This window comes from Amycolatopsis sp., assembly GCF_025464955.1.
In the GTDB taxonomy this organism is placed as follows: domain Bacteria; phylum Actinomycetota; class Actinomycetes; order Mycobacteriales; family Pseudonocardiaceae; genus Amycolatopsis.
This window is the reverse complement of the sequence record NZ_JAODNM010000138.1, coordinates 1-12,972: the sequence shown is the minus strand read 5'-3', so window position 1 is coordinate 12,972 and position 12,972 is coordinate 1. Positions and strand designations below refer to the sequence as shown.

At 68.6% G+C, this 12,972-nt stretch carries 14 protein-coding genes; 10 read left to right on the top strand and 4 right to left on the bottom strand.

The window, feature by feature from the left end:
* Positions 1 to 26 precede the first annotated feature (26 nt).
* The gene (locus JWQ81_RS35695) at positions 27 to 677 is read right to left on the bottom strand and encodes a DUF4240 domain-containing protein (protein WP_297548569.1); all 651 of its coding nucleotides are present in this window, start codon (positions 675 to 677) and stop codon (positions 27 to 29) included.
* A 150-nt stretch (positions 678 to 827) separates the two neighbouring features.
* On the opposite strand from JWQ81_RS35695, the gene JWQ81_RS35690 reads away from it, so the two are divergent.
* From JWQ81_RS35690 to argH, 8 genes are all read left to right on the top strand, one after another.
* Positions 828 to 1,313, top strand: a complete 486-nt coding sequence (locus JWQ81_RS35690; RefSeq protein ID WP_297548568.1) for a helix-turn-helix domain containing protein — start codon at positions 828 to 830, stop codon at positions 1,311 to 1,313.
* Between the two features lie 60 nt (positions 1,314 to 1,373).
* On the top strand, positions 1,374 to 2,402 hold the full coding sequence (argC, locus tag JWQ81_RS35685) for an N-acetyl-gamma-glutamyl-phosphate reductase (RefSeq protein WP_297548566.1): 1,029 nt from the start codon (positions 1,374 to 1,376) through the stop codon (positions 2,400 to 2,402).
* A complete protein-coding gene (argJ, locus tag JWQ81_RS35680) occupies positions 2,399 to 3,559 on the top strand; it encodes a bifunctional glutamate N-acetyltransferase/amino-acid acetyltransferase ArgJ (protein WP_297548564.1) in 1,161 nt (386 codons plus the stop codon). The genes argC and argJ overlap by 4 nt, the downstream gene beginning before the upstream one ends.
* Positions 3,556 to 4,476: an acetylglutamate kinase gene (argB, locus tag JWQ81_RS35675; protein ID WP_297548562.1), complete on the top strand. Its 921-nt coding sequence runs from the start codon at positions 3,556 to 3,558 to the stop codon at positions 4,474 to 4,476. The genes argJ and argB overlap by 4 nt, the downstream gene beginning before the upstream one ends.
* On the top strand, positions 4,473 to 5,675 hold the full coding sequence (locus JWQ81_RS35670; RefSeq protein ID WP_297548560.1) for an acetylornithine transaminase: 1,203 nt from the start codon (positions 4,473 to 4,475) through the stop codon (positions 5,673 to 5,675). The genes argB and JWQ81_RS35670 overlap by 4 nt, the downstream gene beginning before the upstream one ends.
* Complete coding sequence (gene argF / locus JWQ81_RS35665) at positions 5,675 to 6,604, top strand: ornithine carbamoyltransferase (protein ID WP_297548558.1); 930 nt, start codon at positions 5,675 to 5,677, stop codon at positions 6,602 to 6,604. The genes JWQ81_RS35670 and argF overlap by 1 nt, the downstream gene beginning before the upstream one ends.
* A gap of 73 nt (positions 6,605 to 6,677) precedes the next feature.
* Complete coding sequence (locus JWQ81_RS35660) at positions 6,678 to 7,193, top strand: arginine repressor (RefSeq protein ID WP_297548557.1); 516 nt, start codon at positions 6,678 to 6,680, stop codon at positions 7,191 to 7,193.
* Positions 7,194 to 7,262: 69 nt separating this feature from the next.
* Positions 7,263 to 8,678 carry an argininosuccinate lyase gene (gene argH, locus JWQ81_RS35655; RefSeq protein WP_297548555.1) on the top strand — a complete coding sequence of 472 codons (1,416 nt, stop codon included), beginning with the start codon at positions 7,263 to 7,265 and terminating at the stop codon, positions 8,676 to 8,678.
* A 7-nt stretch (positions 8,679 to 8,685) separates the two neighbouring features.
* On the opposite strand, the gene JWQ81_RS35650 is transcribed toward argH, so the two are convergent.
* The 3 genes from JWQ81_RS35650 to JWQ81_RS35640 are packed head-to-tail and all read right to left on the bottom strand — an operon-like array spanning position 8,686 to position 10,576.
* A complete protein-coding gene (locus JWQ81_RS35650; RefSeq protein WP_297548553.1) occupies positions 8,686 to 9,330 on the bottom strand; it encodes a TetR family transcriptional regulator in 645 nt (214 codons plus the stop codon).
* The gene (locus JWQ81_RS35645) at positions 9,327 to 10,001 is read right to left on the bottom strand and encodes a DUF4166 domain-containing protein (RefSeq protein ID WP_297548551.1); all 675 of its coding nucleotides are present in this window, start codon (positions 9,999 to 10,001) and stop codon (positions 9,327 to 9,329) included. The genes JWQ81_RS35650 and JWQ81_RS35645 overlap by 4 nt, the downstream gene beginning before the upstream one ends.
* Positions 9,998 to 10,576 (bottom strand): hypothetical protein, encoded by a 579-nt coding sequence (locus JWQ81_RS35640; protein WP_297548549.1) that lies wholly within the window; start codon positions 10,574 to 10,576, stop codon positions 9,998 to 10,000. Before JWQ81_RS35640 ends, JWQ81_RS35645 begins: the two co-directional genes overlap by 4 nt.
* A 103-nt stretch (positions 10,577 to 10,679) precedes the next feature.
* Between JWQ81_RS35640 and JWQ81_RS35635 the strand changes: the two genes are divergently transcribed.
* Both JWQ81_RS35635 and tyrS read left to right on the top strand, forming a co-directional pair.
* Positions 10,680 to 11,372 (top strand): DNA-3-methyladenine glycosylase, encoded by a 693-nt coding sequence (locus JWQ81_RS35635; RefSeq protein ID WP_297548657.1) that lies wholly within the window; start codon positions 10,680 to 10,682, stop codon positions 11,370 to 11,372.
* Positions 11,365 to 12,639: a tyrosine--tRNA ligase gene (gene tyrS / locus JWQ81_RS35630; protein WP_297548547.1), complete on the top strand. Its 1,275-nt coding sequence runs from the start codon at positions 11,365 to 11,367 to the stop codon at positions 12,637 to 12,639. The genes JWQ81_RS35635 and tyrS overlap by 8 nt, the downstream gene beginning before the upstream one ends.
* Positions 12,640 to 12,972 lie beyond the last annotated feature (333 nt).

Here is a 12,972-nt window from a genome sequence, read left to right as displayed (position 1 = left end):
AGCGGCTGGTTCACGCAAGCGGTAGCTCATCGTGGTACCCCGGTCTGGTCCAGGTCGGGGCACCACTGCGCCGGGAGGATCACGAGTGGGCCGTCCGGGGCGTCCGCTCCGCTGGGCAGGTGCCGCGCGGCGAGCCGGGGAAAGCGCCGGCGTAGGGCCTCGAAGTTCTCGGGGAGCCCGTCGTCGGGTGGCGGCTCTTCATAGCAGTCCAGCTCGAACAACCCGGCCGGTCCACCGGTGCCGGGTCCGGAGTCCGGCATGAGGATCCTGGCGGCGATCGTGGCCAGTTCCGCGGCATCGGCGACTTCGGCCGCTTCGACCTGGTGCGAGCCGAGTGCGTCCGGTTCGGCGAGCACCTGCCGGAACCGTCGCCTGCCGCTCAGGATGAGCCAGCAGATGCCGTCTCTCACGGCCGCCCGATCGGCGCCCGCCAGCGCGAGGCCGAAAGCGGTCCACATCGGCCACCGGTACGCCTGCCGGTGCAGGCGTTCAATGTGCTGGTGGAACCGGATGAGCTCGGTCATGGGCAGCTCTTCCAGCAGCCGCCCGAGGTGGGTCAGGGTTTCCCGGCTGTCGCTCAGCCGGCACCGTCTTCGGAGTTCGTCCCTGGCCGTGGCGTGCCGGCGCCGGTCGCGGTGCGCGCGCCCGATCAACCGCCAGAATTCGCGCTCGTTCATCTCTGCCCCCTGGCTCTCGACACCCTGAATTCGATCAGGTGTTCGGTGACGGTGATCACGATAAGACAGGGGTCCGACAGTTTCGGAGCGCGGTCGCCCGGGGACGCACGGTGAGCCGAAACTGTCGGGGGTCCGCGCTAGCTTGGGCTCATGGACATCATCGAAGAGACCCTCACCCAGGTCAGGGTCGGTAATCACACGTATCGCATCGGCATCGCCGCGCTGGCGGGCGAAGATCCGGTTTCGACGGAAAGTCGCCTCGCGGTCGACATCGGAGCCGCTGATCCGGACGGCAGTCCGGTGGCTGAAGGGCGGCTGGAGGTCGACGCCGGGTCCGCGGCGGCGCTGGGCACAGTGCTTGCGGGCGCGCTGCGCGCCTTCGCCGGCAGTCGCCGAAGACCGGCGGACGGCCCGGCCAAGCGGGGCGCGCAGTGGACGGCGGAGCTCGACGCGGAACTGGAACGTCTCTGGCTCGCGGGCGAGAACGTCGAGGAGATCGCCGCCCGGTTCGAGCGCACGCCCGGCGGGATCCGGGCTCGGCTGCCTCGGGTCGGGTGCGACCCGGAAGCGCCGGGCGCCTACCTCCCGGTCCCGCCGAGTCGCCGGGACGCCGGGCAAGGGGGTGTGCCGGACTGAACCAGTGGCACGCCCGGCCCGTCTTTGATTGAACTTGCGTCGTCGTGCATAATCATACGCATGACGGTGAAGATCGCGGTTGCTGGAGCGAGTGGGTACGCGGGCGGAGAGCTCCTGCGTCTCCTGCTCACTCATCCGGAGGTCGAGATCGGTGCGTTGACGGCCGCCACCAGCGCGGGCACCGCGCTGGGCGGCCATCAGCCACATCTCGTTCCGCTGGCGGGCCGGGTGCTGGCGCACACCAGTGCCGAGACTCTGGCCGGGCACGAAGTCGTGTTCCTGGCGCTGCCGCACGGGCATTCCGCCCAGATCGCCGCCCAGCTCGGTCCCGATGTCCTGGTCGTCGACCTCGGCGCGGACCACCGGCTGGCCGATCCCGCGGACTGGACGCGCTGGTACGGCGGAGAACACGCCGGAACCTGGCCGTACGGCCTCCCGGAGCTACCGGGAGCGCGTGCGGCACTCGCCGGTACCAAGCGGATCGCGGTACCGGGCTGTTTCCCGACCGGTGGTTCGCTGGCGCTGGCGCCGGCGCTCGCTGCCGGGCTCGTGCGTCCGGAGGTCTCCGTCGTCGGTGTCACCGGGACTTCGGGTGCGGGCAAGAGCCTGAAACCGAACCTGCTCGGTTCCGAGGTGATGGGTTCGGCCAGCGCCTACGGCGTCGGCGGTGCACACAGGCATACCCCTGAGTTCACCCAGAACCTCAGTGCGGTGGCGGGGGAGCGGGTGACGGTGTCCTTTACTCCGGTGCTCGCTCCCATGCCTCGCGGCATCCTGACCACGGCGAGCGCTCAGCTGGTACCCGGGGTGGACGGCGACGCCGTTCGCGCGGTGTATGAGAAGGCCTACGACACCGAGCCCTTCGTGCAGCTCCTGCCCGAGGGCCGGTGGCCGAGCACCGCGGCGACGCTGGGTTCCAACAACGTGCAGCTGCAGGTCGCCGTCGATGTCGACGCGGGGCGGCTGATCGTGATCGCCGCCATCGACAACCTGACCAAGGGCACCGCAGGCGGTGCTGTCCAGTCCATGAACATCGCGCTCGGCTTCGCGGAGATGACCGGGCTTTCCAGTGTGGGGGTAGCACCGTGACGGTTACGGGTCCGCAGGGTTTCCGGGCGGCGGGGGTCGCCGCCGGGATCAAGGCGTCGGGCGCGCTCGATCTCGCGCTCGTGGTCAACGACGGCCCCAACGACGTGGCCGCCGGTGTGTTCACCCGCAACGTCATCAAGGCCGCCCCGGTGCTGTGGTCGCAGGAAGTGCTTCGCCACCAGCGACTGCGCGCGGTCGTGCTGAACTCGGGTGGCGCCAACGCGGCGACCGGTCCGCTCGGCTTCGGAGACACCCACGCCACCGCGGAGAAGGTCGGCGAGGTGCTCGACGCCGGTGCGGTCGAGGTCGCGGTGTGCTCCACCGGCCTGATCGGCGAGCGGCTGCCGATGGACGCCGTGCTGTCGGGAGTGGACGCTGCGGTCAAGGCACTCGACACCACTGCCGAGTCAGGGCTCGCGGCGGCGACCGCGGTCATGACCACCGACAGCGTGCCGAAGCAGGCCTTCGTCCGGCACGCCGACGGCTGGAGCGCGGGCGGTTTCGCCAAGGGTGCCGGCATGCTGGCGCCGAACCTCGCGACCATGCTCTCGGTCATCACCACCGACGCCGTCGCCGACAAGGAGACCCTCGATCGGGCCCTGCGCACGGCGACCCACCTGACATTCGACCGGCTCGACGTCGACGGCGGGACGTCCACGAACGACACGGTGCTCGTGCTGTCCTCCGGTGCCAGTGGCGTGACGCCGTCCGAGGCGGAGCTCGCGGACCTGCTCACCCAGGTCTCGCTGGACCTCGTCCTGCAGCTGCGAGCGGACTCCGAAGGCGCGACGAAGTACGTCGACCTCGTCGTGAAGGGCGCCGCGAGCGAAGCGGACGCCGTCGTGGTCGCGCGCACGGTCGCCGAGGACAACCTCGTCAAGACCGCGCTGTTCGGTTCGGACCCGAACTGGGGTCGGATCGCGATGGCACTGGGCCGCGCCCCGGCCCGGATCGACCCGGAAACGCTGTCCATCACCATCAACGGCGTGACGCTGTTCGCCCGCGGCACGACAGCGGCGGACCGTTCCGAGGCCGACCTGAGCGGCCGTGCCATCACGATCGTCATCGACCTCGGAGTCGGATCCGACGAAGCCACGGTGTACACGACCGACCTTTCGCACGGCTATGTCGAAGAGAACAGCGCGTACTCGTCATGAGTCCGTCGGAGTTACTGGTCTCGGCGGACGAACGGCTGAGCACCGCGGCCGAGAAGGCCGGGGTGCTGATCGAAGCACTGCCTTGGCTGCAGCGGTTCCACGGCGCGACGGTCGTCGTGAAGTACGGCGGCAACGCGATGATCGACGACAGCCTGAAGCAGGCTTTCGCCGAGGACATGGTGTTCCTGCGGATGGTTGGGCTGCGCCCCGTCGTCGTGCACGGCGGCGGCCCGCAGATCACCGCGATGCTGGATCGGCTGGGGCTCGTCGGCGAGTTCAAGGGCGGCCTGCGGGTGACCACGCCCGAGACGATGGATGTCGTCCGGATGGTGCTCGTGGGCCAGGTCAGCCGTGAGCTGGTCGGGCTGATCAACGCGCACGGCCCGTACGCCGTCGGCATCTCCGGCGAGGACGCGCACCTGTTCACCGCCGAACGCAAGCACGCTGTCGTCGACGGAGTGGCGGTCGACATCGGCCTGGTGGGCGAGGTCGCCGCGGTCAACCCCGATGCCGTGCTCGACATCGTCAACGCCGGGCGCATCCCGGTCGTGTCCACCGTTGCCCCGGATATCGACGGCGTGGTCCACAACGTCAACGCCGACACCGCCGCCGGCGCACTGGCCGCCGCGCTCGGCGCCGAGAAGCTGGTCATGCTGACCGACGTCGAGGGGCTGTACGCGAACTGGCCGGACCGGTCGTCGCTGGTGGACAAGATCCGGGTGGACCGCCTGGAACTGCTGCTGCCGGGTCTGGCGAGCGGGATGATCCCGAAGATGGAAGCCTGCGCCCGCGCGGTCCGCGGCGGGGTCCGCCGCGCGCACGTGATCGATGGCCGGGTCGCGCACTCGGTACTACTGGAAGTGTTCACCTCGAAGGGGATCGGGACCATGGTGTTCCCGGAAGAAGAGGCATCATGAACGACATAAAGTCCAATGTAGACGGACAGAGCCGGTGGCGGTCCGCGGTGATGGACAACTACGGCACGCCGGGGCTGACGCTCGTCCGCGGTGAAGGCGCGCGTGTGTGGGACGTCGACGGCAACTCCTACGTCGACCTCGTCGGCGGCATCGCGGTCAACGCGCTCGGCCACGCCCATCCCGCGGTGGTGCAGGCGGTCACCGAACAGATCGCCACGCTGGGCCACACCTCGAACCTGTATGTGAACCCGGTCGCCCTCGAGCTGGCGGAGGCGCTGCTCGATATCGCGGGCGTGACCGGCAACGGGAAAGTGCTCTTCGCCAACTCGGGCGCCGAGGCGAACGAGGCCGCGCTGAAGATGAGCAGGCTGACCGGACGCACGAAGGTCGTCGCCTGTGAAGGCGCGTTCCATGGCCGGACCATGGGCGCGCTCACGCTCACTGGCCAGCCCGCCAAGCGGGATCCGTTCTTCCCGCTGGTACCCGGAGTCACGCACGTCCCCTTCGGTGACGTCGAAGCGCTCCGCGCGGCTGTCGACTCCGAAACCGCCGCGGTGTTTCTCGAACCGGTGCTCGGCGAGGCCGGGGTCATCCCGGCTCCGGACGGCTACCTGCAGGCTGCCCGGGAAATCACGAAGGCTGCCGGTGCGCTGCTCGTTCTCGACGAGGTGCAGACCGGTATCGGCCGGTTAGGTGCCTGGTTCGCCTTCCAGCAGGCAGGCGTACTGCCGGACGTGATCACGCTGGCGAAGGGGTTGGGCGGCGGGCTTCCGCTGGGCGCGGTGATCGGCATCGGGCCGGCTGCCGACCTGCTCAAGCCCGGGCACCACGGCACCACGTTCGGGGGAAACCCGGTGTGCTGCGCCGCTGGGCTGGCGGTGCTGCGCACGATCGCCAAGGACGGGCTGATCGACCACGCCGCGGCACTGGGTAAGGACCTCGCGAACGGGGTCGAGGAACTCGGCCATCCGCTGGTGGCCGGGGTGCGCGGAGCTGGGCTGCTGATCGGGATCTCGCTTCGCGAGCCGGTCTCGGCCGCGGTCGCCAAGGCCGCCCAGGACGCTGGCTACCTCGTCAACCCCGTCGCTCCGGACACCATTCGGCTGGCGCCCCCCTTGATCCTGACCACCGAGCAGGTCGAAGGTTTCCTGTCCGCTCTCCCGGCGGCGCTCGACTCCACCAGGAAGGACGGCCAGTAATGCCTCGGCACTTTCTCCGCGACGACGACCTGAACCCCGACGAGCAGAAGTTCGTGCTCGACCTGGCGGACAAGCTGAAGGCCGACAAGCACGGCTCGAAGGCGTTGCAGGGGATGTCGGTCGCGGCGATCTTCGAAAAGAACTCGACCCGCACCAGGCTCTCCTTCGAGGTGGGCATCGCCCAGCTCGGCGGGCAGCCGGTCATCGTCGACGGCCGCTCGATGCAGTTGGGCCGCGAAGAGACCATCGAGGACACCTCCCGGGTGCTCTCGCGCTACGTCGACGCCGTGGTGTGGCGGACTTTCGCGCAGAAGCGCATGGACGCGATGGCGCTGGTCTCGCGGATCCCGGTGATCAACGCGCTGACCGATGAGTTCCACCCCTGCCAGGTGCTCACCGATCTGCAGACGATCAGGGAGCGCAAGGGAAAGCTGGCCGGGCTGACCCTCGTGTACCTCGGTGACGGCGCCAACAACATGGCTCATTCGCTGCTGCTGGGCGGGACGACGGCCGGGATGCATGTCCGGGTGGTCTCCCCGGAGGGCTTCCAGCCGGACCTGCAGGTGATGCTCGACGCCAAGCACCGCGCGAGCGACACCGGCGGCAGCGCGGCGGTGTTCACCGATCCGCAGGCCGCGGTCGACGGCGCCGATGTCGTGGTCACCGACACCTGGACCTCGATGGGACAGGAGAACGACGGCCTGGACCGCGTCGGTCCGTTCCGGGCGCTGCAGGTCAACGCGGCGTTGCTGGAGCGGGCCGCGCCGGGCGCGATCGTGTTGCACTGCCTGCCCGCGCACCGCGGCTGGGAGATCACCGACGAGGTACTCGACGGGCCGGCCAGCGCGGTGTGGGACGAGGCCGAAAACCGCCTGCACGCTCAGAAGGCGCTGCTCGTGTGGCTGCTGGACGAGGATCGCCGGAAGTGAGCCGCGCCGACGTGTTCTTCTCAGCGGAGGCGCCGATGAGCAGGGCCGACGTGTTCTTCTCAGCGGGGGCCCCATGAGCCGCGCGTCGAGACAGGCCAGGATCACCGAGCTGGTGTCCACCATGGCCATCCGCAGTCAGACCGAACTGGCGAAGCTGCTCGTCGCCGAGGGGGTCGACGTTACGCAGGCGACGTTGTCGCGGGACCTCGACGAACTCGGTGCGGTGAAGTTGCGCGGCGCGGATTCCGGTGCGCCGGTGTACGTCATCCCCGAGGACGGCAGCCCGGTGCGAGGCGTGCAGGGCGGTACATCGCGGTTGGCCAGGCTACTGGGCGAGCTCATGGTCTCGGTCGACGCGTCGGGCAACCTGATGGTGCTGCGCACTCCGCCCGGGGCGGCGCAGTTCATGGCCAGCGCGATCGACCGGGCGGCGCTGGAAGAGGTCGTCGGTTCGATTGCCGGCGACGACACGGTCGCCGTGATTGCCAGGGAGCCGCTGTCCGGGCGGGACCTGGCCGAACGGTTCACCGCGCTCGCGCGACGATCGTCTACTTTGGACGTCGAAGCCAAGGAACCCGGCAACGACTGACTTCGACCAGCGCACGCAGAAAAACCCATCATTCGGTATGAATCCGCGAGCACCTGAAAGAGTGAGAACGTGAGCGAGAAAGAGCAGCCCGTGCAGTTGTGGGGCGGCCGGTTCAGCAGCGGCCCGGCGGAGGCGATGGCGGCGCTGAGCGCGTCCACGCACTTCGACTGGCGATTGGCGCCGTACGACATCGCCGGTTCTCGCGCCCATGCCCGCGTGCTGCACAAGGCCGGGTTGCTGACCGACGCGGAACTCACCGGCATGCTCGACGCACTGGGCGTCCTGGCGGCGGATGTGGCTTCCGGCGCGTTCGCGCCGACGGTCGCGGACGAGGACGTGCACACCGCGCTGGAGCGCGGGCTGCTCGAACGTGCCGGCACCGACCTCGGCGGGAAGCTGCGGGCCGGCCGCTCCCGCAACGACCAGGTCGCCACGCTGTTCCGGATGTGGCTGCGCGACGCCGCCCGACGGGTCGTCGCGGGCACGCTTTCCGTCATCGACGCGATGGTGTCCCAGGCGGAACGCCATCCCGACGTCATCCTGCCCGGGCGGACGCACCTCCAGCACGCGCAGCCGGTGCTGCTCGCCCACCACCTCCTCGCGCATGGCCAGGCGCTGCTGCGCGACGTCGGCAGGCTGCGTGACTGGGACGTGCGCGCCGCCGAGTCGCCCTACGGTTCCGGCGCGCTCGCCGGGTCCTCGCTGGGCCTCGATCCCGAAGCCATCGCAGCGGAGCTGGGGTTCGACACGAGCGTCGAGAACTCGATCGACGGCACCGCTTCGCGTGACTTCGCCGCGGAGTTCGCGTTCGACGTCGCGATGCTGGCCGTGAACCTTTCGCGCATCGCCGAAGAGATCATCATCTGGAACACCGCCGAGTTCGGCTACGTGACTCTCGACGACGCCTGGGCGACCGGCAGTTCGATCATGCCGCAGAAGAAGAACCCCGATGTCGCGGAGCTGACGAGGGGCAAGACCGGCCGGCTGATCGGCAACCTGACCGGCCTGCTGGCCACCCTCAAAGCGCAGCCGCTCGCGTACAACCGCGACCTGCAGGAGGACAAGGAGCCGGTCTTCGACTCGGTCGACCAGCTCGAGCTCCTGTTCCCGGCCATCGCGGGCATGGTCGGCACGCTGACCTTCCACACCGAGCGGCTGGCCGAGCTCGCTCCCGCAGGGTTCACCCTGGCCACCGACATCGCCGAGTGGCTCGTCCGCCAGGGCGTCCCGTTCCGCGTCGCGCACGAGGCGGCGGGGGAGAGCGTCCGCGTGGCCGAAGGCCGAGGTGTCGGGCTGGACGAGCTGACCGACGAGGAGTTCCACGCGATCAATCCCGCGCTGACCCCGCAGGTCCGCGAAGTCCTCACGGTGGAAGGGTCGGTGGCTTCGCGGGACGCCCGCGGCGGGACCGCCCCGGTTCGCGTGGCTGAACAGCGAGCCCGTCTTATCGACCGGGTCACCGAAGCGAGGCAATGGCTGAAGTAGCTGCTCCTTAACTGCGTTTGCGCAGTTTGGCCTTCACCGCGCGGGTGGCGATCGGACCGAGCCCTTCGACGACGTCGACGAGCGCTGCGAGCTGAGTCAAGGCTCGCAGCGCGCTCTCGCCGCCCTCCGGGTCGACAGACTCGAAGAGCGTCAGCCCTAGGAATCCAGCCGAGACCGCGTACGCGAGCCCTGCCGTGTCGGCGAACTCGGTCAGTGGCGACCCGTCCAATACGCGGTCCAGTGCGGACTTCACCGCGGAGACCCACTTTCCCAGCGCCTCGCGAGTCGCTTCGGCCAACCGTCCGCCGCCCTGCGCGCCTGCCAACGTCTGCGCGAGGACGACCAGGTTCCCGCCGGCCCGTTCCTCGAGATGGATCGTCCGGCCCAGTTCGAGGAGCTCGCCCACGGTTCGTACCGCCTCGAACCGGTCGCGGTAGGCGTCCACCCGGGCCTCTGTAGCGCTTACGCACGCCTGCGCGACAAGTTCGTCGACCGTGCCGAAGTGGTAGAAGACCAGCGCCTGGTTGGTACCGGTCGCGGCCGCGACCGTCCTCGCGGAGACTGCGGTGATGCCGTGCAGCCGGATGGTTTCCAGCACGCCGTCGATGAGCCGCTGCTTGGTGCCCGATGGCGCGGGCGTGCTGTTGTTCATCGGTCCAAGACCTTCTCCCGCAACGGTTTGACCGCTCCGCTCACCCCAGTGCGCAGATCGACGAACTTCGCGTCGAAGCCGCCCTCGTAGCCGAACAGCGGCCCGAACCGGCCGTTGACCACCGCTACTTCGATGCGGAACAGGCCGCTGGCCTCGTCGAACCATTCGTCGACTGACGCGACGCCGACGATCGGCTGTGGGACGACCGCCCGCAGCGGACCTTCGGCAAGCCGGAACTCCCCCGAGCGGATCCGAAAGCCGCCGTCCGGCCGCACGGAGATGTCCAAGTCGGTGGCGAGGTGCTGATGCGTGCCGAGGTAGTCGACGATCCGGCCGCCCTCGTAGACCATCTGCGCGTCGAACCGCCGACGCCGGTTGGGCAGTTCGAAGGTCCGCACGAACGACACCGTTTCCCGGCCGTAGGAGTCGAGGTACGGGTAGTTCTCAATGGTGAAGGGCACATTGCGGCCCCGCTCGGGAAACAGGATGTGCCGGGATGCACCGAGCCGCAGGAACGGCGTGGTGAACGCCCTGCCGCGCCAGATCCGGTCCATCACCCCGTGCCCGATCATGCCGGTTCCGGCGGCGGTACACAGGGACAGCCGTTCTCGCATCCGCGGGTGCAGCGACTCGAACTCGGCACCCAGCGCATGCTGGAAGATGCTCGTCATGGCTTGTCCACCTTGCTCAGGAGTTGCGGCGGGACGGCGTCGCGGTCGCGTGTCGGCCGGCGAACGCACCTTGCCGCGGAAGGGGCGAGCAAGGAGAGCGACTCCGGCGGAGTGTCGGTTTCCAGCCACAGCCGCAGCCGGTCGAACGACCACGCCGTCGCCCAGCCGAACAGCGGGCGGAACAGCAGGTCGGCGAGTTTGCCAAGCGGGCCCCAGCGGGTGGTGTAGTCGAACCCGGTGACGAACCGGACGCCGTTTTGGGTGGGGGTGTAACGCCAGTAACCGGATCCGGACCTGATCAGCGACAACGGATCCGCCGACGCGAACCGCAATGCCGAGGTCCGGGTGCCGTCAGAACGGGAGCGCTCGCCCGCGTTGGTTCCGGTTCCGGCGACGGTCAGGCCGAGAATCCTGGTCGCGTAACGGAAGCGTTTGCCGTCCGAATCGGGCAGGTAGTGGATCTCGGCGAACCGCAGGTCCCAGCGCTGGTGCAACGACGGCTCCTGGGTGTACCGCCAGAGCGTGTCCATGTCTGTGTGGATCACCGTCTCCACGTAAAGCGACCGTCTGCCCATCGGGCTACCTCCAGTTTGAGCGAGTGCTCAACCGCAGTATAGCCAGAATTTGAGCGATCGCTCAAGACCGTCGTGCGGACCTGGCCACTAGGCTCGGCTCGTGATGATCGGCGGGCGCGAGGGGAAGCAAGACGTGGGTGACCGGCTGTTCACGCGGGACGAACTGGCACTGGACCCGATCGAGTTGGCGGAGCTCCTCCTCGGCGCCGTGATCGAGTCGACCGGGCCCGATGGCACGGTGGCGGTCAGGCTGGTCGAGGTCGAGGCCTATCGCGGGTTCGACGACCCGGCGTCGCACTGCTATCGCGGCCGGACCCCGCGGAATTCGGTCATGTGGGGACCGGCGGGGTACTTGTACGTGTATTTCGTCTACGGCATGCACTTCTGCGCCAACGTCGTCGGGACCCAGGAGGGTCAGCCCGGAGCCGTGCTGATGCGAGCCGGCGAAGTGGTGTCCGGGCTCGACGTCGTCAAGGCGCGCCGGCCGAGGGCCAGGGGGACGGGCGAGCTCGCGAAAGGGCCCGCGATCCTGACGTCGGTGCTCGCGATCGACCGCGAGGAGAACAGCCTCGACCTGACAGACCCGGCGTCGCCCGTGCGGCTGTACACCGGCGAACGGGTGCCTGCCGAGCACATCAGAACCGGGCCCAGGGTCGGGGTCGCCATGGCGATGGAGACCCCGTGGCGGTTCTGGGACGACCGGTCGCCCGCGGTCTCGACGTACCGCCGGGGTGGCCGCCGTCGCCCCGCGAAGAACTCGGTTGACCTGGTGCGGAAGAATCCAGGGCGTGAGTGAGCACATTCTTGACGAGCTGTCCTGGCGCGGGTTGATCGCGCAGTCCACCGATATCGACGCCCTGCGACGAGACCTCGACAAAGGTCCGCTCACGCTCTATGCCGGCTTCGACCCGACAGCGCCGAGCCTGCACGCCGGGAACCTCGTCCCGCTGCTGATGCTGACCCGGTTCCAACGCGCCGGGCACCGGCCGATCGTGCTGGCCGGCGGCGCCACCGGGATGATCGGCGACCCGCGGGACAACGGGGAACGCTCCCTGAACACGCTCGACGTCGTCGCGGAGTGGGCGGGCCGGATCCGCGGGCAGCTTGAGCGCTTCGTGGACTTCGGTGAGGCGAAGACCAGCGCGATCGTCGAGAACAACCTCAACTGGACCGGCAAGCAGAGCGTCCTCGAGTTCCTGCGGGACGTCGGCAAGCATTTCCCGATCAACACCATGCTCAACCGTGAGACCGTCAAACGCCGCCTGGAAACCGACGGGATGTCCTACACGGAGTTCAGCTACCTGCTGCTCCAGTCCCAGGACTACCTGCACCTGAACCGCGAGTACGGCTGCGCGCTGCAGGTCGGCGGTGCCGACCAGTGGGGGAACCTGATCGGCGGGGTCGACCTGATCCGCCGGACGGACGGCAAGTCGGTCCACGCGCTGACCGCGCCCCTGGTCACCGACGCGGAGGGGCGCAAGTTCGGCAAGTCGACCGGTGGCGGGAACCTCTGGCTGGATCCGGCCATGACCTCGCCATATGCCTGGTTCCAGTACTTCGTGAACGTTGGCGACACGGACGTCCTGAACTACCTGAGCATGTTCAGCTTCCTCACGCAGGAGGAGCTCGCCGCGCTCGCCGAGGACACCGAGCAGCGTCCGCACCTCCGCGCCGCGCAACGCCGGCTCGCCGAGGAGTTCACCACGCTGGTGCACGGCGAGGAGCAGACCCGGCAGGTCATCGCGGCCAGCCAGGCGTTGTTCGGCAGGGGAGAGCTGGGTGAACTCGATGCCTCGACGCTCGACGCGGCGATGGCAGAGGTGCCGACCGGCGAGGTCAAGCTTGCCGAGGAGCCGACCATCGTCGAGCTGCTGATCGCCGGCGGACTCGTCGACGGCAGGGGCGCCGCTCGCCGGACCGTCAAGGAGGGCGGTGCCTACGTCAACAACGTCAAGATCGCCGACGAGCAGTGGCGTCCATCGGCGGACGACGCGCTGCACGGCCAGTGGCTCGTGGTCCGCAAGGGCAAGCGCACCACCGCCGGCGTCCGACTGCTGCGCTGACCTGCGGAAACGCAGTTAAGGTACCCCCCTGTTCCGGGGGTCAAACGGCCATGTAAAGTTCTCCAAGTCGCCAGGGAAACCGGGTGGCCGCGGGACACGAACCAAGCTCTCATCTCAAGGTGATTGAGTGGGTGTCCCACCAGCTTGAAAAACTTGCTAAGGAATGACCGTCTCGGATAAGGCTGCTTTCGGGTGGCGCGATCTGCGGTGTGTTGCTTGAGAACTCAACAGTGTGCTAGTGAACTAAGCCAGTAGAGCTTATGTATAAAGTAACCTCGTAGTGAGGTTCCTTTGAGTGGTTAGACAAGATATGGACAGTTTTACGTTAGCTGT

Coding starts and splice junctions, on each gene's coding strand:
- JWQ81_RS35645 (WP_297548551.1), bottom strand. CDS start 10,001: ATGACGAGCATCTTCCAGCATGCGCTGGGTGCCGAGTTCGAGTCGCTG.
- JWQ81_RS35670 (WP_297548560.1), top strand. CDS start 4,473: ATGAACGACATAAAGTCCAATGTAGACGGACAGAGCCGGTGGCGGTCC.
- argC (WP_297548566.1), top strand. CDS start 1,374: ATGACGGTGAAGATCGCGGTTGCTGGAGCGAGTGGGTACGCGGGCGGA.
- argB (WP_297548562.1), top strand. CDS start 3,556: ATGAGTCCGTCGGAGTTACTGGTCTCGGCGGACGAACGGCTGAGCACC.
- JWQ81_RS35635 (WP_297548657.1), top strand. CDS start 10,680: ATGATCGGCGGGCGCGAGGGGAAGCAAGACGTGGGTGACCGGCTGTTC.
- JWQ81_RS35640 (WP_297548549.1), bottom strand. CDS start 10,576: ATGGGCAGACGGTCGCTTTACGTGGAGACGGTGATCCACACAGACATG.
- JWQ81_RS35690 (WP_297548568.1), top strand. CDS start 828: ATGGACATCATCGAAGAGACCCTCACCCAGGTCAGGGTCGGTAATCAC.
- argF (WP_297548558.1), top strand. CDS start 5,675: ATGCCTCGGCACTTTCTCCGCGACGACGACCTGAACCCCGACGAGCAG.
- JWQ81_RS35660 (WP_297548557.1), top strand. CDS start 6,678: ATGAGCCGCGCGTCGAGACAGGCCAGGATCACCGAGCTGGTGTCCACC.
- JWQ81_RS35695 (WP_297548569.1), bottom strand. CDS start 677: ATGAACGAGCGCGAATTCTGGCGGTTGATCGGGCGCGCGCACCGCGAC.
- JWQ81_RS35650 (WP_297548553.1), bottom strand. CDS start 9,330: ATGAACAACAGCACGCCCGCGCCATCGGGCACCAAGCAGCGGCTCATC.